The sequence below is a fragment of the Corallococcus sp. M7 genome, from assembly GCF_054512695.1.
The window spans coordinates 1,513,806-1,534,298 of record NZ_CM137252.1 but is presented as its reverse complement, the minus strand read 5'-3'; the positions used below and the strand labels follow the sequence as shown (position 1 = coordinate 1,534,298).

General features: G+C 71.1%; 17 protein-coding genes. 6 read left to right on the top strand and 11 right to left on the bottom strand.

The genetic code is table 11. The features are described from left to right. Positions 1-42 precede the first annotated feature (42 nt). The 6 genes from acnA to ACX114_RS06355 all read right to left on the bottom strand — a co-directional run bounded on the left by acnA (position 43) and on the right by ACX114_RS06355 (position 7,836). On the bottom strand, positions 43-2,778 hold the full coding sequence (gene acnA, locus ACX114_RS06380; RefSeq protein ID WP_459295740.1) for an aconitate hydratase AcnA: 2,736 nt from the start codon (positions 2,776-2,778) through the stop codon (positions 43-45). 128 nt (positions 2,779-2,906) lie between these two features. Then, complete coding sequence (locus ACX114_RS06375; RefSeq protein WP_459295738.1) at positions 2,907-3,440, bottom strand: phospholipase D-like domain-containing protein; 534 nt, start codon at positions 3,438-3,440, stop codon at positions 2,907-2,909. Between the two features lie 8 nt (positions 3,441-3,448). After that, entirely contained in the window at positions 3,449-4,063 is a 615-nt protein-coding gene (locus tag ACX114_RS06370) for a phospholipase D-like domain-containing protein (protein WP_459295736.1), read from the bottom strand. Between the two features lie 204 nt (positions 4,064-4,267). Then, on the bottom strand, positions 4,268-5,878 hold the full coding sequence (locus ACX114_RS06365; protein WP_459295734.1) for an FHA domain-containing protein: 1,611 nt from the start codon (positions 5,876-5,878) through the stop codon (positions 4,268-4,270). Between the two features lie 6 nt (positions 5,879-5,884). Further along, complete coding sequence (locus ACX114_RS06360) at positions 5,885-6,814, bottom strand: helix-turn-helix transcriptional regulator (RefSeq protein ID WP_223741262.1); 930 nt, start codon at positions 6,812-6,814, stop codon at positions 5,885-5,887. Next, on the bottom strand, positions 6,811-7,836 hold the full coding sequence (locus ACX114_RS06355; RefSeq protein WP_120576864.1) for a helix-turn-helix transcriptional regulator: 1,026 nt from the start codon (positions 7,834-7,836) through the stop codon (positions 6,811-6,813). The genes ACX114_RS06360 and ACX114_RS06355 overlap by 4 nt, the downstream gene beginning before the upstream one ends. 360 nt (positions 7,837-8,196) lie before the next feature. Here ACX114_RS06355 and ACX114_RS06350 point away from each other — a divergent pair, with 360 nt between their 5' ends. Further along, complete coding sequence (locus ACX114_RS06350) at positions 8,197-8,670, top strand: hypothetical protein (RefSeq protein ID WP_121779442.1); 474 nt, start codon at positions 8,197-8,199, stop codon at positions 8,668-8,670. A gap of 22 nt (positions 8,671-8,692) precedes the next feature. Here the strand turns inward: ACX114_RS06350 and proB are convergent, their stop codons facing one another. Further along, positions 8,693-9,817 (bottom strand): glutamate 5-kinase, encoded by a 1,125-nt coding sequence (proB, locus tag ACX114_RS06345; protein ID WP_459295730.1) that lies wholly within the window; start codon positions 9,815-9,817, stop codon positions 8,693-8,695. A 167-nt stretch (positions 9,818-9,984) separates the two neighbouring features. Here proB and hflX point away from each other — a divergent pair, with 167 nt between their 5' ends. Both hflX and ACX114_RS06335 read left to right on the top strand, forming a co-directional pair. Next, positions 9,985-11,640 (top strand): GTPase HflX, encoded by a 1,656-nt coding sequence (gene hflX, locus ACX114_RS06340; protein ID WP_459295728.1) that lies wholly within the window; start codon positions 9,985-9,987, stop codon positions 11,638-11,640. 50 nt (positions 11,641-11,690) lie between these two features. Then, on the top strand, positions 11,691-12,152 hold the full coding sequence (locus ACX114_RS06335) for a hypothetical protein (protein ID WP_459295726.1): 462 nt from the start codon (positions 11,691-11,693) through the stop codon (positions 12,150-12,152). Positions 12,153-12,179: 27 nt separating this feature from the next. Here ACX114_RS06335 and ACX114_RS06330 read toward each other — a convergent pair whose 3' ends face one another. Together ACX114_RS06330 and ACX114_RS06325 are read right to left on the bottom strand one after the other, a co-directional pair. Beyond that, entirely contained in the window at positions 12,180-13,187 is a 1,008-nt protein-coding gene (locus ACX114_RS06330) for an NAD(P)H-dependent glycerol-3-phosphate dehydrogenase (protein WP_459295725.1), read from the bottom strand. Positions 13,188-13,222: 35 nt separating this feature from the next. Then, on the bottom strand, positions 13,223-14,194 hold the full coding sequence (locus tag ACX114_RS06325; protein WP_459295723.1) for a hypothetical protein: 972 nt from the start codon (positions 14,192-14,194) through the stop codon (positions 13,223-13,225). Positions 14,195-14,379: 185 nt separating this feature from the next. Between ACX114_RS06325 and ACX114_RS06320 the strand changes: the two genes are divergently transcribed. Beyond that, complete coding sequence (locus ACX114_RS06320; protein ID WP_459295721.1) at positions 14,380-15,096, top strand: hypothetical protein; 717 nt, start codon at positions 14,380-14,382, stop codon at positions 15,094-15,096. Between the two features lie 61 nt (positions 15,097-15,157). Here ACX114_RS06320 and ACX114_RS06315 read toward each other — a convergent pair whose 3' ends face one another. Continuing rightward, on the bottom strand, positions 15,158-17,194 hold the full coding sequence (locus ACX114_RS06315; protein WP_459295719.1) for a c-type cytochrome: 2,037 nt from the start codon (positions 17,192-17,194) through the stop codon (positions 15,158-15,160). 257 nt (positions 17,195-17,451) lie between these two features. Between ACX114_RS06315 and ACX114_RS06310 the strand changes: the two genes are divergently transcribed. Next, complete coding sequence (locus ACX114_RS06310) at positions 17,452-18,984, top strand: sensor histidine kinase (protein ID WP_459295717.1); 1,533 nt, start codon at positions 17,452-17,454, stop codon at positions 18,982-18,984. Next, positions 18,981-19,694, top strand: a complete 714-nt coding sequence (locus tag ACX114_RS06305) for a response regulator transcription factor (protein ID WP_459295715.1) — start codon at positions 18,981-18,983, stop codon at positions 19,692-19,694. The genes ACX114_RS06310 and ACX114_RS06305 overlap by 4 nt, the downstream gene beginning before the upstream one ends. Positions 19,695-19,701: 7 nt before the next feature. Here ACX114_RS06305 and ACX114_RS06300 read toward each other — a convergent pair whose 3' ends face one another. Then, a complete protein-coding gene (locus ACX114_RS06300; RefSeq protein ID WP_459295713.1) occupies positions 19,702-20,400 on the bottom strand; it encodes a class I SAM-dependent methyltransferase in 699 nt (232 codons plus the stop codon). Between the last annotated feature and the right edge of the window lie 93 nt (positions 20,401-20,493).

The following is a 20,493-nucleotide window of genomic DNA, read 5'->3' as shown; positions in this document are numbered from 1 at the left end:
GATGCGAGGGCGGCCGGGCCGCGAATCCAGCGTGACGCGCCTTTACGCCTTGGCGAGCTGGCGGAGCACGAACTGGAGGATGCCGCCGTTGCGGTAGTAGTCGAGCTCGTTCGGCGTGTCGATGCGGCACAGCGCGGTGAACTCCTTGGTGCCGTTCTCACCGGTGGCCTTCACGGTGAGCTTCTTCTGCGGCGCCAGGCCGTCCGCGATGCCGGTGATCTCGAACGTCTCGTGGCCGGTGAGGCCCAGCGACTGCGCGTCCTGGCCCGCCTCGAACTGCAGGGGCAGCACGCCCATGCCCACGAGGTTGGAGCGGTGGATGCGCTCGAAGCTCTTGGCGATGACGGCCTTCACGCCCAGGAGCTGCGTGCCCTTGGCCGCCCAGTCGCGGCTGGAGCCGGTGCCGTACTCGGCGCCCGCCAGCACCACCAGGGGCGTGCCGTCCGCCTGGTACTTCATGGACGCGTCGTAGATGCTCATCCGCTCCCGCGTGGGGATGTGCACCGTGACGCCGCCCTCCACGCCGGGGACCAGCAGGTTCTTCAGGCGGATGTTGGCGAAGGTGCCGCGCACCATCACCTCGTGGTTGCCGCGGCGCGCGCCGTAGGAGTTGAAGTCCTTGGGCTCCACGCCCTCCGCCATGAGGTACTTCGCCGCGGGGCTCGTCTTGGCGATGTTGCCCGCCGGGGAGATGTGGTCCGTCGTGACGGAGTCACCCAGGAGCGCCAGCACGCGCGCGCCCTTGATGTCCTGGACGGCCTTGGGCTCCTTCGGGAGGTTCTCGAAGAAGGGCGGCTTGCGCACGTAGGTGGACTTCTCATCCCACTTGAACGTGGAGCCCTTGCTCACCTGGAGCTGCTGCCAGAGCGTGTCGCCCTCCATGGCGTTCGCGTACTGGCTGCGGAACTGCTCCGGCTTCACGGCCGTGCGGATGGTCTCCTTGATTTCGTCGTTGGACGGCCAGATGTCCTTGAGGAACACCGGGCGGCCGTTGGGGTCCGTGCCCAGCGGCTCGTTGTCCAGGTCGCGGCCCACCTCACCGGCCAGCGCGTACGCCACCACGAGCGGGGGGCTCGCCAGGTAGTTCATGCGCACGTGCGGGTTGATGCGGCCCTCGAAGTTGCGGTTGCCGGACAGCACCGCCGCCACCACCAGGTCGCCCTCCACCACCGCGTTGGACACGGGCTCCGGCAGCGGGCCGGAGTTGCCGATGCAGGTGGTGCAGCCGTAGCCCACGACGTGGAAGCCCACGGCCTCCAGGTAGGGCAGCAGGCCCGCGTCGCGCAGGTACTCGGTCACCACGCGGCTGCCCGGGGCCAGGGACGTCTTCACCCAGGGCTGCGGCTTGAGGCCCTTCTCCACGGCCTTCTTCGCCAGGATGCCCGCGGCCACCAGCACGGCCGGGTTGGACGTGTTGGTGCAGGAGGTGATGGACGCGATGACCACCGCGCCGTGGCCCACGGTGTAGCTCTGCTTGCCCGCCTTCACGGTGACGGCCTGCGCCAGCCGCTCCGGGGGCACCGCGGCGGCCGGAGCCTTCGCGCCACCCTTGGGGCCCTCGTCGTCCTCGCCCTTGCTCTTGCCCGCGGCGAGCATCTCCACCAGGGACTTCTCGTACCCGGCCTTCATGTCCTTCAGGGGCACGCGGTCCTGCGGGCGCTTGGGGTCCGCGAGGCTGGGCACCACGGCGGCCAGGTCCAGCTCCAGCGTGTCGCTGAAGAGGGGGTCCTGCGCGCCGGCCTCCAGCCACAGGCCCTGCGCCTTGGCGTACGCCTCCGTCAGCGCCACGACGTCATCCGGGCGGCCGGTGAAGCGCAGGTAGTTGCAGCTCTCCTCGTCCACCGGGAAGAAGCCGATGGTGGCGCCGTACTCCGGGGCCATGTTGGCGATGGTGGCGCGGTCCGGCAGCGACAGCCCCTTCAGGCCCTCGCCGTAGAACTCCACGAACTTGCCCACCACGCCCTTCTTGCGAAGCATCTGCGTGACGGTGAGCACCAGGTCCGTGGCCGTGGCGCCCGCGGGCAGCTTGCCGGTGAGCTTGAAGCCCACCACCTGGGGAATGAGCATCGTGATGGGCTGGCCCAGCAGCGCCGCCTCCGCCTCGATGCCACCCACGCCCCAGCCCACCACGCCCAGGCCGTTGATCATCGTGGTGTGGCTGTCCGTGCCCACCAGCGTGTCCGGGTACACGGTGCTGCCCTGGCGGAAGGTCACCTGCGCCAGGAACTCCAGGTTCACCTGGTGGCAGATGCCGATGTCCGGCGGCACCACGCCAAAGCCCTTGAACGCGCTCTGGCCCCAGCGCAGGAAGGCGTAGCGCTCGCGGTTGCGCTCGAACTCCAGCTCCGCGTTCTCCTTGAAGGCCGCGGTGGTGGCGAACGAATCAATCTGCACCGAGTGGTCGATGACCAGGTCCGCCGGGTTGCGCGGGTTGATCTTCGCCGGGTCGCCGCCCATGGAGGCGAGCGCCTCGCGCATGGCCGCCATGTCCACGACGGCGGGCACGCCGGTGAAGTCCTGGAGCAGCACGCGCGCGGGGTGGAAGGAGATCTCCGTCTCCGGGGCCGCCTTGGGGTCCCAGGCGAGCATCTTCTCGATGTGCTCGCGCTTGACGACGCGGCCGTCCTCGTTGCGCAGCAGGTTCTCCAGCAGGACCTTCAGCGAGAACGGGAGGCGGTTGACCGCCGGGTGGGCCTTCGCCAGCGTGGCCAGGCTGAAATAGTCGTAGGTCGCCGAGCCCACCTTGAGCTGGGCCTTGGTGCCGAAACTGTCCGTCATGTGCGTTGCCGTCCTTCCGTGCCGGAATGACGCAACTTCTAGGCGCGTCCCCCCCGGCATGCAAAGGGTTCCTGCACCGCGTTGAAGGCGGTGGACGGTTGCCTTGGCCCCCGGGCTTACGGACCCGCTCAGAGCACCTTGCGGAAGAAGTACAGCACCCGCTCCACGGCCTTCTGCCAGAGGGGACGGCGGCGGAAGGCGGCCAGGTCCACTTCACGGCAGTTGCCGCAATCCAGACGGAACGAGTCCTCCAGGTCACGACCCAGCCGGGGGTCCGCGAAGACGGCGTTCACCTCGTGGTTGAAGGCCAGGGACAGCCGCTCCAGGTTGAACGACCCGATGGTGCCCCATACCCCGTCCACCACGGCTGTCTTGGCGTGCAGCACGCCCCGGCGCCACTCGAAGATGCGGATGCCGGCGTCCATCAGCGGCTCGTAGAAGGCGCGCGTCGCGTGCTCGAGGAACGGGTGGTCGCTCTTGCCCCCGTTGAGCAGCAGGCTCACCTCCACGCCCCGCTTCGCCGCGTCCTTGAGCGCGGCCACCATGCGCCGGTCCGGCACGAAGTAGCCCGCGGCGATGAGCACGCTGGCCCGAGCGCGCTGGATGGCGTGCAGGTACGCGCGGTGGATGCTGCGGCGGCTGGACAGCACCGCCAGTCCCACGTCGCCCTTCAGGGGCCGGGCCTCCAGCGCCTGGACCCGCCGCGGATCCGCCGGCGCAGCCGGCTCAGCCGGTCGCGGAACATCATCCGCCACGTGGCCAGGAACCTGCGCTCCAGCTCATGCACCGCGGGGCCTTCAATGCGCAGCACGTCGTCGCGCCAGGCCACGCCCTGCCCCTCCGGGGCCCAGTGCGCCGCGATGTTCACCCCGCCCGTGAAGGCCACCGTGCCGTCCACCACCAGGATCTTCCGGTGGTCCCGGCGCAGCAGGTGGCGCAGCCCGCGCTGGAGGCTTAAGGGCTTGAAGGCCCGCACGTCCACGCCCCGCGCGCGCAGGCCTTCGAAGAAGCTCTTGCGGCTGGTCCAGGACCCCACCGCGTCGTAGAGGACCTTCACGTGCACGCCGCGCTCGGCGGCCTCCGCCAGCGCCTGGCCGAAGAGCTCGCCCACCGCGTCGGTGACGAACATGTACGTCTCCAGGCGGATGGAGCGGCGAGCGCGGCGGATGGCCTCCAGCATCTCTGGATAGGCCTCCACGCCGTCACGCAGGAGCCGGCACGCATTGCCCTGGAGGGTGGTGTGGTGCTGCGGCAGGTAGTACCGGGCGAGCAGGCGCCGGGACACCCCGGCGCTCCACACCGGACCGTGCTCGGGCACCGGTCCCGGCGAGCGCGCCGCTGGAACCAACCCTTCTGACCGCCCGTCCTCCCCCGCCAGCTCACGCATCACCCCATTCAGGGTGGGAACGGGGGGAGGGACCGGCAACCCGGACGGGCCCTGCCCGCCTCCTCGGCGGGGTTGCACCGTCCGTTGGCCAACGACTGCTGGCTACAGCCCGTACTCGGCGCGCTTGTTCTCCGCGCGCGTGGCGCACGGCTGGTCGTACTCGGGGAAGTACTCGCGCATGTGGTCCAGCGTGGAGGCGGCCTGCTTGTAGTGGCCCTGGTTGTAGTAGCCCTCCACCTCCAACAGCAGCTTGGAGCAGGTGCGGTCCAGCTCCTGCTGGGCGCGCTTCATGGACTCCTGGGCATCGTCGTACAGGTCCGGCTTCGGGTCCGGGTGGACCTCCAGCATCAGCCACGCCTCGCGGAAGGACTTCCAGGCCTCGTAGCGGTTGCGCGCGCCGATGTCCGGCGTCTGGAAGTTCTTTTCGCCCTTCTTGAAGAGATCCTTGGCGTTCTCGATGAGCTGCTGCGTGGACAGCTGCTCGGGCAAGAGCGCGCGCTCCACCCAGACGTTCCACACGCGCCAGGTGTCCTCGCCCGGCGGGTTGCGGGTGTTGTCGAAGATGATGCGGTTGGGCTCGCCCTTGCGCAGTTGCTGGGGCGGGATCATCAGCTCCAGCGAGCGCTCCTGGCTGGCCAGCGTGTCCGGGGGCACCTTGCCCACGTCCACGCCGTTGACGCTCACCACCACCTCGTCCTTGGAGATGCCCTGGGCCTGGTAGTGGAGGATGACCACCGCGCGCGTCGCGGCGACGAACTCCCACTCGAAGACCTTCATGTCCGGCCGGTTCCAGGTGACGCCGTCACCCAGGCCGAACGAGTCGTTGATGGGCTGGTTGGACAGGCGCACGGGCTCCTCGCCCTTCTGCACCGTGTCCTCGCCGCCCAGCACCAGCCAGTACATGAGGGCGAAGAGGCCCAGCACCACCACGCCGCCGCCGGCCATCACGCCCGCGCGGACCTTGGAGTTCGCCTCCGCCCAGAACAGGCGCAGGTTGGCCATCAGACCCGGCGTCTCACGGCGGATGCGGGCGCGCTCGGCCGCGGACAGGCCACCGCCGCCGCCGCTGGCGCCACCGGCGCGGGGCGTGCGGGCCACCGCGCGGGAGGACTGGGAGCCGGTGCGGCGCGCGGGCGGGGCCGCGGGAGCGGGCTTTTCGATGGCCGCCGGAGCGTCCTCTTCCGGGGGCGGATCCTGCGGCACCGCGCGCTGGGCGGAAGAGGTGGGCCGGCGGATGGCGCGCATGTTCATGCGCGTGGACTCCGCACGGATGCCCTGCAGGTCCTCCTCGTCCGCGCCTTCCGGCACGAGCGCGGCGCCCTTCTTGTTGCGCGACTTGCGCACGGAGTCGATGGAGACGATGCGCGTGCTGTTGGCGCCGTCCTCCGCGGGCTTCTCGTCCTCGCCGGTGGGCGCGTCCTCCGCGGCGATCGCGAAGAGGAACGTCACCGGGCCCAGCGTGAGCGTGTCGCCGTCCGCCAGCGTCTGCTTCTGCACGGCCGCGCCGTTGACGACCGTGCCGTTGGCGCTCTTCTGGTCCTCCACGGCGTAGCCGTCACCGTCCTTGAAGATGCGGCAGTGGCGGCGGGAGATGCCGGGGTCGTACAGCACCACGTCGCACTCGGAGGTGCGCCCGATGAGTACGGAGTCCTGGTCGAAGACGAACTCCTTGCCGGCGTCTTTTCCCTCGGAGATCGTCAGTTGGAAGGCCATGTCGTCCTAGGAGCCTATCGAGGCATGTACGGCTCGGGCAACGGCGGCGCGCGCGCTCGCCGGCTCCAGCACTTCCGCCTCTCCCCCGAAGGATAGCACCCACTGCGTGAGCCAGCGCTCACTGTCTCCGGCCACCCGCACCTCCACCCCTCCGTCGGCGAGCGGGCGGGCATCCTGGCCGAAGCGCTCCTTCACGTAGGGTGCGGCCGTCGGGGTGAAGCGAACCCGGACGGAGGCCTCGCTGGCGCCGCGGGCCGGGTTGGGCACGTCCGCGCGGGCGTCCGGAGGAGGCTGGAAGGCGGTGGTGGTCACGGCCAGGTCCTCCATGCGGTCCAACCGGAACAGGCGCGCGTCCTGGCGGGTGTGGCAGAAGCCCTGGAGGTACCACTGGCCCCGGTGGCTGAGCAGCTCGTAGGGGCGCACCCGGCGCGGCTCCGTGGGGCGGCCGGGGCTGGCGTAGCCGAACGTCACCTCCAGCCGCTCCAGGATGGCCCGGGTGAGGGGTCCCAGCGCCGGGGGCGCGTCCGCGGAGGCGTCGATCTTCCGGTACATGTCCCGGAAGCGCTCGCGGGCGGCGGGCGGGATGATGCCCTCCAGCTTGGTGAGGGCGCTCTGGAGCGCGTCGCCGGTGGCGGGGCGCAAGAGCTCCGCCGCGGCGGCCAGGGCCGCGGCCTCGCCCGCGGTCAGCCGGGGCGGCGCGAAGAGGCGCTGATCCAGGTCCACGTAGACGCGGTCGTTGTCCACGTAGATGTCGATGTAGTCGTCCGGGTTGAAGGGCGGCCGGCCCACGCAGGTGAGCAGGTCCAGCTCCTCCAGCAGGTCCTCGCGGCTGATGTTGAGGGCCTTGGCCAGGGCCTCCACGGTGACGCCGGGGTGCTTGGAGACGTAGGGGACGAGGAACAGCAGGCGGCGCAGCCGCTCATGGACGTTGCTCATGCGCTCACCCGCTGACCTTCCACCGGCGCGTGCTTCGCCAGGATGTTCGCCGCCATCCGCTCCAGGCGCTCGCGCGCCTCCGGAGGCCCCTCCACGCGGCAGTCCTGCCCCAGCGACAGGACGAAGCGCGTCAGCCCGTCCAGGAACGTCACCGGGAAGCGGGCCCGCACCACGCCCTCCGACACGGGCTCCAGCGCCGCGCCCGGGAACAGCGACCCCGCGCGCGAGGCCTGCGGCCCGGTGAGCTGGAGCGTCACCTCCAGCGGTTCATGGAAGCGGTACTGCCAGGGGAAGTACGCCACGTGGGCGTCCAGCGAGAAGTCCGCCGGCACCTCGAAGTCCGGCGTGCGCGGCCGGGCGGTGTTCACCTTCAGCTCGCGGATGCGGTGGACATGGAAGGTGCGCAGGCCCTGGCGCAGGTGGCAGTAGCCCACCAGCGTCCACACGCCGCGCCGCAGCGCCAGGCCGTATGGGTCCACGCGCCGCTCCGTGACGCCGTCCTTGCGGGGGCTGCCGTAGGTGAGCTGCACCCACTTGTGCGCGGAGCACGCGTCCCAGAGCTGCTCCAGGCGGGCGGAGACCTCCTTCTCCTGGCCCTGCTGGCCGGTGCCCAGCTCCATGCGCACGCGCGGGGTGGGCAGGGATTCGCCGGCGAAGAAGCCGATTTTGCGCAGCGCGTGCGCCAGGTCGTCGCGGCCCGGGAACGCGCCGGACGCCAGCGCGGCGGAGCCGGCGGCGTAGAGCACGGCGAGCTCCTCCTTCGTGAGGTCCGCCTCCGGCAGGTAGTAGACGTTGCGGTCGACGAGGTAGCCGTCGCGCCGCTCGTCGTCGCCCTGCACGTAGCTCAGCGGGAAGCCCAGCTCGACGAGCTCCGCCTTGTCGCGCTCGAACTTGCGTTCGGCGGCGTCGTCCGAGCCGCCGTAGTCCGCGGGGAAGTGCTCACGCAGCTCGGCCCACGAGATGGGTTCCCGCGCGTCGAGCAGCAGTGCCACGAGATCAAGGATGCGTTCCGTGCGGTCCATTCAGGTGATCGGTGACCATGGCGGACAGGACCCGGGAGATCAAGAGACCGGGGACTTCCGGGGTGGGAGAAGGGGGCAGGGATGGAAACGAACAGAAAAGGAACAGTGGAGGGGGACCAGCTCCGTCCAAGGGGGGATAGCCGCCCCAACCTGAACAGGCAAGCAGGTACCGCCATGTACCCCTCGTTTCGTCCGCAAGCCAGCAGACAACCCCGGGCGTGGGGCTCGCACTCGGCGCGCGTCTGGGTTATTCCTTGGACATTGTCGATTTGGGTGAGAAGCGACAGCGGGCCTCCTGGAGGCTTTGCTGGCTGCCGTGGGGCCGACGCGGCGGACCGAAGCTTTGACGAGGGCTCGACCATGGACCGCACCTCCCTGCTGAAGAAGTGGCTTCCCGGGCTGGCGCTGGTGCTGTTGGCCTTCGTCTCCACCCCGGCGCACGCCCGCTCCGAACCGCTCTACTTCGCGCTGGAGGTCCGGCGCGACGGCCGGCTGATCGCCCAGCCCAAGCTGCTGGGTGAAGCGGGCCGTACCCTTCGCGCCGAGCGCCGCCGTCCGGGCGCGACGGTGCCGGACTACCGGCTGGTGCTCACGCCCAAGGGCGAGGGCGACTCGTTCCAGCTCCAGGTGGACCTGTCCCTGCCGGAGGGGGAAGGCCACTCGCAGCTCGCCCTGCTGCACGGCCAGGAGCGCAAGCTCCAGCTCGGCCGGGTGCCGGGCGAGCTGGAGGTGTCGCTGCTCCTGATGAAGGTGGACTCCCCGGAGTTCCGCGCGCTGATGCGGCTGACGGAGCCGGCGACCGGCACGGTGAAGTCCGTCTCCTGCTCCATCTAGGCGGCCTTTGCGCGGACCGCGGCTACAGCACCGCCAGATCGTCGCGGTGCACCGCCTCGTCCAGGTAGCGATAGCCCAGCACCGCCTCGATGTCCGCGCTGCGCCGCCCGGCGATGCGCCTGAGCTCGTTGGCGTCGTAGGTGGACAGGCCCCGGGCGAACACCGCCCCTGCCGCGTCCGTCAGATCCACCGGGTCTCCCCGGCCGAAGTCCCCCTCCACGCCCGTCACGCCGCTGGGCAGCAGGCTGCGCTTGCCGGTGACGATGGCCTCCCTCGCGCCCGCGTCCACCACCAGCCGGCCCCGGGGCCGCAGGGCGTGGGCGATCCACGCGGTGCGCGCGCTGCGGCGCCCCGCGGGCTCGAAGAGCGTGCCCACGGCGTCTCCCTCCAGCACGCCGCGCAGGCGGCCGGGCACCGCGCCGGAGGTGATGACGCAGGGGATGCCCAGCTCCGCGGCGCGCGCGGCGGCGCGAACCTTGGACGCCATCCCGCCCGTGCCCACCGCGCTGGTGGCGTCACCGGCCAGGGCCAGCACGTCCGCCGTGACGCGCGGCACGGAGGGCATCAGGCGCGCCTCGGCGTCCTTGCGCGGGTCGGCGGTGTAGAGCCCCTCCACGTCCGACAGGAGGACCAGCGCGTCCGCCTCCACCACGCCGGCCACCAGGCTCGCCAGCGTGTCGTTGTCGCCGAACTTCAGCTCGTCCACGGACACGGTGTCGTTCTCGTTGATGACGGGCACCACGCCCGCCGCCAGCAGCCGCTCCAGCGTGTGCTTCACGTTGAGGTAGCGCCGTCGCTCCTGCACGTCCTCGTGGGTGAGCAGCACCTGGGCCACCGTCCGGGCCGCGTGGCCGAAGGCCTCCTCGTATGCCTGCATCAGGCGGCTCTGCCCCACCGCCGCGCACGCCTGCTTGCCGGGAATATCCCGGGGGCGTGCGGGAAGCCCCAGCCGCTCCATGCCCAGGGCAATGGCGCCGCTGGACACCACCACCAGCTCCCGGCCCCCGGCGGCCCACAGCAGGTCCTGCCCCAGCGCGTCGAAGTGGGCACGGTTGAAGCGGCCCGTGGCGCTCGTCAGCGCGTTGGTCCCGATCTTCACCACCACGCGGCGGGCCCCGCGCAAGGCGTTGCGTGCGGAATCAGTCACGGAAGGCAGCGTAGGCTGGAACGGGAAAGGACGCGCGTGGCTGGTTGTTCACCAGGCTTCGCGGCACACCGGCGGGAGGGCTTTGTCATGAAACGCGGACGGCTCCTGTCCATCCAATGCCTTGAATGCGGCGCGGGTCGTTCGATGTCCGCGCCAGGAGAAACGGTTTGAAGGAAATCTACGGCAACACCCTGGGCCTGAAGACGAGCGAGCAGCAGCGGCTGCGCAACACGTTCCGCCGCCGCGTGGATCCGCGCGAAATCGTGTCCGCGGAGCTTGCCCGCCACCTCACCGAGCTCTCGCACGAGCTCAACCGTCAGGTGGGCGTCCTCATCAACCGCAAGGGCGACATCGAGCACGTCGTCGTCGGCAACGCGCACAAGCTGGAGCTGCCGGACATCGGCCGTGCGCGCGCCGGGCAGATTCGTCTGCGTGGCCTGCGGCTGGTGCACACGCACCTGAAGAGCGAACCCCTGACGAAGGACGACCTCACGGACCTCGCGCTCCTGCGCCTGGACTGCGTGGCGGCCGTGGGCGTGGGCCACGAAGGCCTGCCCGGCGTGCTTCACTGGGCCTACCTGGTGCCGGAGAACGGCGCGGGTGAGTTCTGGCACGTGTCCACCCTGCCCAACGTGCACGGAGAACAGCCGGACCTGCTGGCCACGCTGGACGCGCTGGAGGAGGAGTTCAACCGCAAGGCCGCCGCGCGCACGGTGTCCGGGAAGGAGCGCGCCATCCTGGTGGCGGTGTGCCTGGACGGCAACCGCGCCCGGGCGGAGTCGTCCCTGGCGGAGCTGAAGGAGCTGGCGCGCACCGCGGGCGTGGAGGTGGTGGACAGCGTGCTCCAGATGAAGCGCGAGGCGGATCCGCGCTACCTCATTGGCCGGGGCAAGCTGGAGGACCTGAACCTGCGCTCCATGCAGTCCATGGTGGACCTGCTCATCTTCGACAAGGACCTCACCCCGTCGCAGGGCCGTCACATCGGCGATGCGACGAGCCTGAAGATATTGGACCGCACGCAGCTCATCCTGGACATCTTCGCGCAGCGCGCGCAGACGGCCGAGGGCAAGCTGCAGGTGGAGCTGGCGCAGCTGAAGTACCGGCTGCCCCGGCTGGTGCAGGGGGATGACTCGCTCAGCCGCCTCATGGGCGGTGGCGTGGGCGGCCGCGGTCCCGGTGAGACGAAGCTCGAGATCGACCGCCGCCGCGTGCGCGAGCGCATCACCAACCTGGAGCGCCGCATCGACGTCATCAGCCGCGAGCGCAGCGTCCGCCGGGCGCAGCGCAACCGGCGCGAGGTGCCGGTCATCTCCATCGTGGGCTACACCAACGCGGGCAAGTCCACGCTGCTCAACGCCATCACCAACGCGGAGGTGCTGGCGGAGGACAAGCTGTTCGCCACGCTGGACCCCACGAGCCGGCGCCTGCGCTTCCCGCAGGAGCGCGAGGTCATCATCACCGACACGGTGGGCTTCATCCGGGACCTGCCCAAGGACCTGGTGGCGGCCTTCCGCGCCACGCTGGAGGAGCTGTACGACGCAAGCCTCCTGTTGCACGTGGTGGACGCGAGCGACCCCGCGCGCGACGACCAGGTGGAGGCGGTGGAGAAGATCCTCGCCTCGCTGGGCCTGATGGAGAAGCCGCGCCTCATGGTGTGGAACAAGGCGGACCAGTTGTCCGCGGACGAGGTGGAGTCGCTCCTGCGCTCCAAGGGCGGCGTGGCCATCAGCGCGGTGAAGCGCGAAGGCCTGGCGACGCTCCTGGCCAAGGCGGACACCACCCTGTTCGCCGAGGGTGCGTCCGAGTCCATCGGCGTCGTCTGACGGTGGGCGGGTTGTCGGCGCGGGGGCCCTCCCCGTAGAGTCGGGGGGCCTTGGCTCCCGCGCTGAAACTGCTCATCCCCCTGTTGACGGCCCAAATCGAAGGCCTGCCCGGACAGGACTCCGGGCCGGACTACGACCGGCCGGTCTCGTCCATCACCACCGGCTACATCGAGCTGCTCGAGAAGAACAGCCACATCGTCTACCCGGTGCTCGCCGTGGTGACGCTGCTGCTCATCGGCTGGGGCATCCTGTCCTCGTGGCGGTCGCAGGACCTGGACGGCCTGCAGAAGAACGAGTTCAAGCGCGCCATCATCAACGAGCTGCGCAGCAACATCAGTGGCATGCCCGGCGACATGCTGGGCCGCACCATCGGGCTGGACCGGCTCAAGACGAACCGCCTGCTGGAGGAGATGCAGACGGAGGGGCTCGTGCTGAGCCACACCAACTCCGAGCGGCTCACCGTGTGGCGCGTGCGCGGCGCGGGTCCGGAAGCCAAGCCGCGCCGCTACTAGGACGGCCCCTGAGGTTCTCCGGCGTCCTCAGACGCCGGACAGCTCCGACTTCGGCTGGCGCGTCATCAGGTCCACCACCGCCGTCTTGGCGTTCTTGCCCTCGTAGGCGATGAGGTAGACCTGCTCGCAGATGGGCAGCTCCACGCCCGTCTTGAGGGAGAGGTCGCGCGCGCTCTTGGCCGTCTTGACGCCCTCGGCGACCTCCTTCATCTCCGCGAGGATGTCCGGCAGCTTGCGGCCCTTGCCCAGCTCCATGCCCACGTGGCGGTTGCGGCTGAGCTCACCCGTGCAGGTGAGCACCAGGTCGCCCATGCCGGACAGGCCGGAGAGCGTCAGCGGGTTGGCGCCCTTCCTCACCGCGAGCCGGGTGATCTCCGCCAGGCCGCGCGTGATGATGGCCGCCCGCGCGTTGTGGCCCATGCCCAGGCCGTCCGCCATGCCCGCGGCGATGGCGATGACGTTCTTCAGCGCGCCGCCGTACTGCACGCCCACCACGTCCGTGGACGTGTACGAGCGGAAGGTGTCCGTCTGCAGCGCCTTCTGACAGCGCTGGGCCACCTTGTCCCAGTGCGACGCGATGGTCACCACCGTGGGCATGCGGCGCGCCAGCTCCTTGGCGAAGCTGGGGCCGGAGAGCACCGCGACGTACGGGTGGAACTCCTCCGGCAGGCAGTCCTCCAGCAGCTCCGTCATGGTGAGCAGCGTGCCGTTCTCGATGCCCTTGGACACCGTGACGAGCGGCACGCTCTTGGGCAGGAAGGACCTGGCGCGCGCGAGCACCTCCCGCGTGGCGTGGCTGGGCGTGGCGAGCACCACCATCTCCGAGCCGGACAGCGCCTCCTCCAGGTCCGTGGTCGCGCGCACGCGCTCGGAGAGGGGGATGCCCTTCAGGTAGGTGGCGTTCTCGTGGCGGGTGTTGATGGCCTCCACGGCGGAGGGCTCACGGCCCCACAGGCGGACTTCGTCGCAATTCACCGCGAGCACGTTGGCGAGCGCCGTTCCGAACGAACCTGCACCGATGACACTGCCGCGCATGAGATGACCTCGGGTCGAGAGGTGGGAGGGGGATTTCAGAACAGCGTGGACACCACGCCCACGGACAGCGTGGGCATGAACTCCGCGTCCGTGGAGCGGCTGCGGAAGTCGCCACCGAGCGAGACAGCGTAGGACGTCTTCTCTCCGACGGGAAACTCCGCGCCCAGCCGGACGAGGACGGACGCATCCAGCTTCCACGCGGGCGGGATACCGGACAGCGGATCCTCCTGGATGGGATCCATGTCGAAGGCCATCAGGACGCGGACGCCCAGGTACGGCCGCCACCCGCGAGGGCTGTCGCCCTGGAAGGACGTCACCAGCCCCGGGGCCACGTTCCAGTCGCGCCGGCCGCTCAGGTAGCGCGCGCCCTTGTCCTCGGTGTCCGGGGCACGCAGGAAGAATGCGTGTCCACCGTCCACCACGAAGGCGAGGCTGACGTTGTCGCTGTCCAGCAGGGTGAGGCGGGCGCTGGCGCGCAGTTCGGTCATCAGGCCGTAGACGGTGTCCACGCCCAATCCCAGGTCCAGGTGCTCCAGCACGCCGTACACGCCGCGCGCGGACACGAAGGGAAAGCCCAGCTCCATGCCCACGCCCGCGTGTCCGGAGCCCAGCGACCGGCCGCCGTAGAGCCCGTAGCGGTTGGGGGCCTGGGGCGGAGGCGGCGGACGAGGCGCCTTGACGCGGCGGGGCGCGGGTGGCGCTTCGGTGGGCAGCGGAGGCGGGGCCCGGGGCGGCGGCGGAGGTGGCGGCGCGGGGACGGGGTCGGAGGCGCCGGGGAAGGACTCCCAGCCCTCGGCCTCGGGCGGCGGCTGGACGCGGGTGGGCTCTTCCTCTTTCGGAGCGGCCTGGGGACTCGCGGGCGCGGCTTCGGGAGCGGGCTTGCCGGGTTCGCTCCAGGACTCGTCGGGGACCGCGCTCCGGGGAGGCGGGCTGGAGGTCTGGGCCCGCGCGGAGAGGGCCGGCGCCAGGGCCAGGAGCGACAGGCTGAGGAGACCGGGGAGGCGCATGGTGGAAGAAGGCAGGCAGCCTAGCCCACGCTCCGGCCATGAACGAGGCCGGCCTGCCCGACCTCTCCCCCGCCATCCGGTCGCGTCCGGAAAGTGGCAGCCGCGCCACAATGCTGATGACGGGGGCCGGGCACGGTCTACCATCCGCGCCCGCGCGCATGGCGTCAGTGAGGAGAGCCAACGGGATGAGGTTCGGACGGGGTGCACTGCTGATGGCGCTCGCCCTGGGCGCGTGCAGCAGGCCCGGTGCGGGCACGGAGGCGTCGGACGCGGGGGCCCTCGGGCTGCCGGGGCGTCCGTCCCCGCTGACGGTGCCCTCGTGCGAGGAGCTGCTGCCGGCGGACCTGCGCGACCTCACGTTGAACGGCTTCACGATGAAGGAGGAGCGCGCGTGTCCCACGTGCGGGCCCGTGTGCTCGCTGCGCTCGGCGGCGCTGGCGGACGTGTCCGTGTCGGTGACGTATGACTGCCAGCCGAGCTACGCGGGCGCGGACGTGCGCGCGTTGCTCGCGCCCACGCTGAACGCGGGCGGCGAGGAGATTCCGGCGCTGGGCAAGGCCGCCGCGCGCCGCAACCCCGTGCAGGGCATGACGCAGGTGGTGGCGTGGGATGACGACACGCCGTGCGTCGTGGTCGTGACCTGGCTGGGGGATGACCCCGACCGTGCGATGGACGTGGCCCGGCTCGCGGTGACGTCGAATCACGGCGTGGTGGATGCCACGGCGGACGCGGGCACGGCGCTTCCGGCGGACGCGGGGGACAGCCTCCTCCTGGATGAGCCGCTGGAGCCGCTGGACAGCCTCACCGCGCCGCGCTCGGGCTCGCCGGACCTGCTCTCCGCGCCGCAGGGAGCGCGCCCCGTGGCGCCGGCTCCGAAACAGCCCGCGCCCAGGACGCCCTGACGCTCGCGGCGCTGCTCGCGGCCTCCAGGAGGTTTCCCTCCCGGAGGCCTTCACCAACGGGCTACAGCGTCTCCAGGTACGCCACCAGGTCGTCCATGTCCGCGTCGGACAGCCCCGCGGTCATGCCGTGCTGGTTCGTCTCGCGGCCGTTCATCAGGCGGGCCTTGAGCGTGGGCGCGCTGCCGTCATGCAGGTACGGCGCGGTGCGCCCCACGCCCAGGAGCGACGGCGTGTTGAGCCCCACCTTGATGACCGCCGCCGCGTCCTGCAGCACCCCCGAGAGCACGAACGTGCCCACGTCCACGTTGCGGTTGTCCGTGAGCGCCGCGCCCGTGTGACACGTGTCGCACTTCGCCTGCGTGAAGAGGGCGGCTCCGCGCGCCTGCGCCGCCGTCAGCGGCTCGCCCCGGAACGCGTTGTCCGTCGCGGGGATGGCGTCGATGAACGCCCCCAGCTTCGCCACCGTGTCCGCGTCCAGTTCCTGGCCGCCCATGCGGTCCTTCACCGTGGCGCTCATGAAATCCCCCAGCGCGGAGAACTCGCCGCTCCAGTGGAAGGGCGCTGTCGCCGTGGTCATGCGCCCCGCCAGGCTGGGCGTCTGGCGCGGCCCGTCCGGGAAGCCCCACACGTGGCCGTCCTCGCGGCCCTCCAGGTGGCACGACGCGCAGGACACCGCCACGGACGGGCTGGTCATCCGCCGGTCCAGCGCGCTGAAGAACAACCGCCGGCCCTCCGCCGCCAGCGGCGTCAGCGTGTCGCCCGCGATGACCAGGCGCTCGCCCTCCTCGCGGATGTCCCCGAACGCGTTGCCGCTGGAACCCAGCGTGCTGACCGTGTGGTCGAACGCGTTGTAGACGTACGCCTTGCGCCCGTCCCGCGTGAGCGCGATGCCGTTGGGGCCCGCGCCCACCGCCACCAACTGCCGCACCGGGCTCGACTCGCTCAGCAGGTCCGAACCGGAGCGGCGCCACGAGGGCAGGATGGCCACGTTGTTCGTGTCCTGGTTCACCAGGAACAGCCACGCGCCCGTAGGGTCCACCACCGCCGCCGAGGGCCCCTGCAGGGGCGCATCGAACATCGGGCTCGCGATGAGCGACGTGGGGTAGTCCGGCTTCTCCTCCGGCGGCGGCCTGCACTGGTCCAGGTCGTCCACCACCGGCCGGGGCGCTTCGTCCTCCGCGTCGAAGGTGATGAGGCCCGCGGCCACCACGCCGCCACCGGCCGCCGCGCCGCAGGGCGTCCCGCCGCCGTACATGGAGTCCCCCGTATCGGGTCCGCGGCCGTCCACGGGACCGCCCAGGGGGTCTTCGCGCGACCACAGCACCGGCGCGAAGAGGCGCCGGCCGTCTGGAGCGCTCAACAGGTCCACCATGCCGCGCGACCGGAAGGAGCGCGGGCCCGTCTCCACGGGCAGCGGCTCATCGAACCCGGAGCCCCCTCCTCCGGACGGGGAGGACGACGGGCGGTTGGCCTTCGTGAGCAGGTCCGTGCCGGCGCGCATCACCTGGGGCTGGTTCGCGTCCGACAGGTCCACCGTCATCACGTCGCCCTGACGGAACAGGGACACCGCTGCCTTGCGGCCGTCCTCCAGCAGCGCGATGCCGCGCGGCTCCTCGCCCAGCGGCAGCTCCCAGCGCGCCGTGAGCGTGTCCGTGTCGATGGCGGTGAGGCTGCCTCGCGCGGCGGACTCACGCATGGCGCTGTTCACCACGTAGAGCGTGCGGCCATCCGGAGACATCGCCATGCCCGTGGGCTCCACGCCCACCGGGACGCGCGCGGCCTCCACGGCGTCACCCTTGCGGATGACGGACACGCTCCTGCCGCCGCGGTTCGTCACGTACACGGTGTCATCCGGGCCCACCGTCACGCGCTCCGGGCGCGGGCCCACCCGCACCTCGGACACCTTCTCCCGGCGGGCGGTGTCCACCACGGCGAGGATGCCGTTGTCCGCGTCCACCACGTAGAGCAGCGAGTCGTCCCGGCTGAGCGCCACGGACCCGGAGGCATTGCTCCAGGTGTTCGCGACCTCGCGCTCCTTGCAACCCGACAGCACCAGCGTCGTCACCGCGCACAGCGCGGCCCATCCCTGCCGTCGCATCGGAAATGCCATCCCCTCCCGCGAAGGCTTTCGCGCGCTCTTCCGGCCCCACCCTGCGCGCATGCCCCACGGCCTGTCCGGAAGCGTGCCGGCCCTGCACACACGCCTTCCCGAGGGCCGCATGCTCGCTCAGCCGCCCACCCGAAGTCGACGGCTTCTCCACCCGCCGTATGCCTCCGGACAATGTCGGGAAGACTCCCCCCTCCCTCCAAAAGCCGCGAGCACCCGGCCGCCGTCGCGTGTAGACACAGGGGGCCGTGACTCGTCCCGCGCCCGTCATCCTCAGCTTCCGGCGCACGTTCGCGCTGCTCATCCTGCTGGTCGTGCTGCCCTCGGCCGGCCTGTCCGGCTTCGGCGTCGTGGCCATCATCAACGAGCGCGCCGCGGTGGAGAAACGCCTGGAGGCCGCGTGGCGGGGGACGCTGGCGGACCTGTCCGCGGAGGTGCCCCGCGCGCTCGGCAGCGGACGGTTGGAGCGCGTGGACTCCGAGCGGCTGGCCTTCCTGCTTCCGGATGACCAGGAGCTGTCCGACCCTGACGGCACCTTCCACGTGGAGAACGGGCTTGTCCGCACGAAGGACCCGCAGCTGGCGGAGGCCCTGGCGGCGCTGGTGCCGGAGGCCGCCTCGCTGCCCACGGTGCCCACCGTCTTCTCGCTCGCCACGGGAGGCCGCGCGGTGATGGTGGCCGCCGAGCGCCAGGGCGCCACCGTGCGCGGCGTGCGGCTGTCGGGCGTGGCGCTGGACGCGCTCCTGTCGGAGAAGGCGCAGGGGCGGGCCACGTCGGAGCCGGTGCGCTTCACGCTGCTTCCCGTGCCGCGCGACACATCCGGCGAGGGCGGGCTCGTCAACCGGCTGATGTCGGAGGTGGCGCAGGCGCGGCAGAACGCGCTGGGGCCACCGGTGCTCGCGGAGCGCGTGCTGTCCGCGCCGTTGCAGGACTTCCGCCTGGTGGTGCTGCCCACGGGCGAGGACCCCATCGCGAGCGCGTCCACGCGCAACCGCGCCGTGTACGGCGTGCTGCTGGGCCTGTTCTACCTGACGCTCACCTTCGGCGTGGGCTACACCGCGCGCGTGCTCTACCGCGAGGCGCGCCTGTCGCGGATGAAGACGGACTTCGTGTCGCTGGTGAGCCATGAGCTGCGCACGCCGCTCACCTCCATCCGGATGTTCATCGAGACGCTGGCCCTGGGCCGGCTGAAGGACCCGGCGCAGCAGCAGGAGGTGCTGGACCTGCTCACGAAGGAGACCGAGCGCCTGTCGGACCTCATCGAGCGGGTGCTGGACTGGGCGCGCATCGAGAGCGGCCGCAAGGTGTACCAGCGCGAGTCACTGCCGGTGGCGAACGTGGTGGACGCGGCGGTGGCGGCCTTCCGCACGCAGCGTCACGGCGACGGCATGGAGTTCACCGTGAAGGTGGAGGAAGGGCTGCCACCTGTGGAGGTGGACCGGGTCGCGGTGGCGGGCGCGCTGCTCAACCTGTTGCAGAATGCCTACAAGTACAGTGGGCCCACCCACCGCAGAATCGCCCTCCGGGCACAGAGAGACGGCGGACACGTGAACCTGTCTGTGGAGGACAACGGAGTGGGAATCGCCAGGAAGGACCGCAAGCGCATCTTCGAGCGCTTCTACCGGGTGGACAACCTGCTCACGCGCAAGACGGAGGGCAGCGGCCTGGGGCTCGCCATCAGCAAGCGCATCGTGGACGCGCACGGCGGCCGCATCACCGTGAAGAGCGAGCCCGGCCAGGGCAGCTGCTTCACCATCCAGCTGCCGGTGGGCCGCGCATGAGCACCTCCGTCCCGCACGACGAGAAGCCCCAGCGCATCCTGGTGGTGGAGGACGACCTGTCCATCCTCACCGGCGTATCCATGAACCTGCGCTTCGAAGGCTACGAGGTGCTCCAGGCCCAGGACGGACGCACGGGCCTGGCCAAGGCGCTGGACGAGGCGCCGGACCTGCTGGTGCTGGACCTGATGCTGCCGGAGATGAACGGCTACGAGGTCATCCGCGAGCTGCGCCAGCGCGGCCGGGACACGCCCGTGGTGGTGCTGTCCGCGCGGGGCCAGGAGTCGGACAAGATCCTGGGTCTCAACCTGGGCGCGGACGACTACGTGGTGAAGCCCTTCGGCCTCCAGGAGCTGCTCGCGCGCATCAAGGCGGTGCTGCGCCGCCGCTTCGGGGCCACGGGCACCACGCCGCCGCCGGTGACGTTCGGGGACGTGAAGGTGGACCTGTCCCAGCGCACGGTGGCGCGCGACGGGCAGCCGGTGGAGCTGACGGCGCAGGAGTTCAAGCTGCTGGCGCACTTCCTCGCCCACCCGGGCCGCACCTTCACGCGCGAGGAGCTCCTGTCCGGCGCGTGGGGCTACCACTACGAGGGCAGCGCGCGCACGGTGGACAACTTCATGCGCCAGCTGCGGCTGAAGTTCGAGGCGGACCCCGAAGCGCCCCGCCACTTCCTCACCGTGCGCGGCCTGGGCTACCGCTTCGAGCGTTGAAGCGGGCTCAAGCCCCGGCGACGCCAATCTGGCGCAGGTCCTCCAGGTCGAAGGGCTTGCCGTCGAAGCGGCCGTAGCGCTCGCGCAGCGTGAGGCCGCTGGCGAGGAGGGCGCTCTCCAGCTCCTCCGGCAGGAAGTGCTTCAGCTTGAGGCGGCGGATGGGGCTCTGGCCGCCCGCCGGACGCCGCTCGCGCAGGTGCAGGGCGAAGAGGGGGCGGCGGGGCTCCACGGCGGAGCCGGGCTCGTCGTCATCGCGAGGCAGCACGGGTTCGCGCGGGGCGTTGAGCACGTCGTAGATGAAGGTGCCGCCGGGGGCCAGGTGGTGGCGCACGGTGGCGAGGAACGCTTCCAGGTCGTCCTTGCCGGACATCAGGCCCAGCGCGTGCTGCGGGGCGAGCACCAGGGGGAACTGCTCCGGCAGCCGCAGCGCGCGGGGGTCCGCGGCGATGAGGCGCGTGCGCTCGGAGACGTCCTGTGATTCGGAGGCGCGGCGCTCCTCGGCGGAGCGGATCATCGCCTCGGAGGGGTCCACGCCGACGGTGGAGAAGCCGTGGCCCGCGAGCGCCCACGGCACCCGGCCGTTGGCGGCGCCCAGCACGAGCACGGGCCCGCCGTGCTCGGAAGCCTGCCGTGTGTAGAAGACGAGGTCCGGCTCCTGTCCCACGAGGGACAACGGGGTGCGGCCGCGTGCGTCGTTCCCAGCCATTGCCCAGGCCCTAGCACGGTTGCGGGCTGCTCCGGGACTCCGGCGTTCACACAATGGGTAAAGGGTTGCCCACCCGCTGTCGCTCAAGCGACG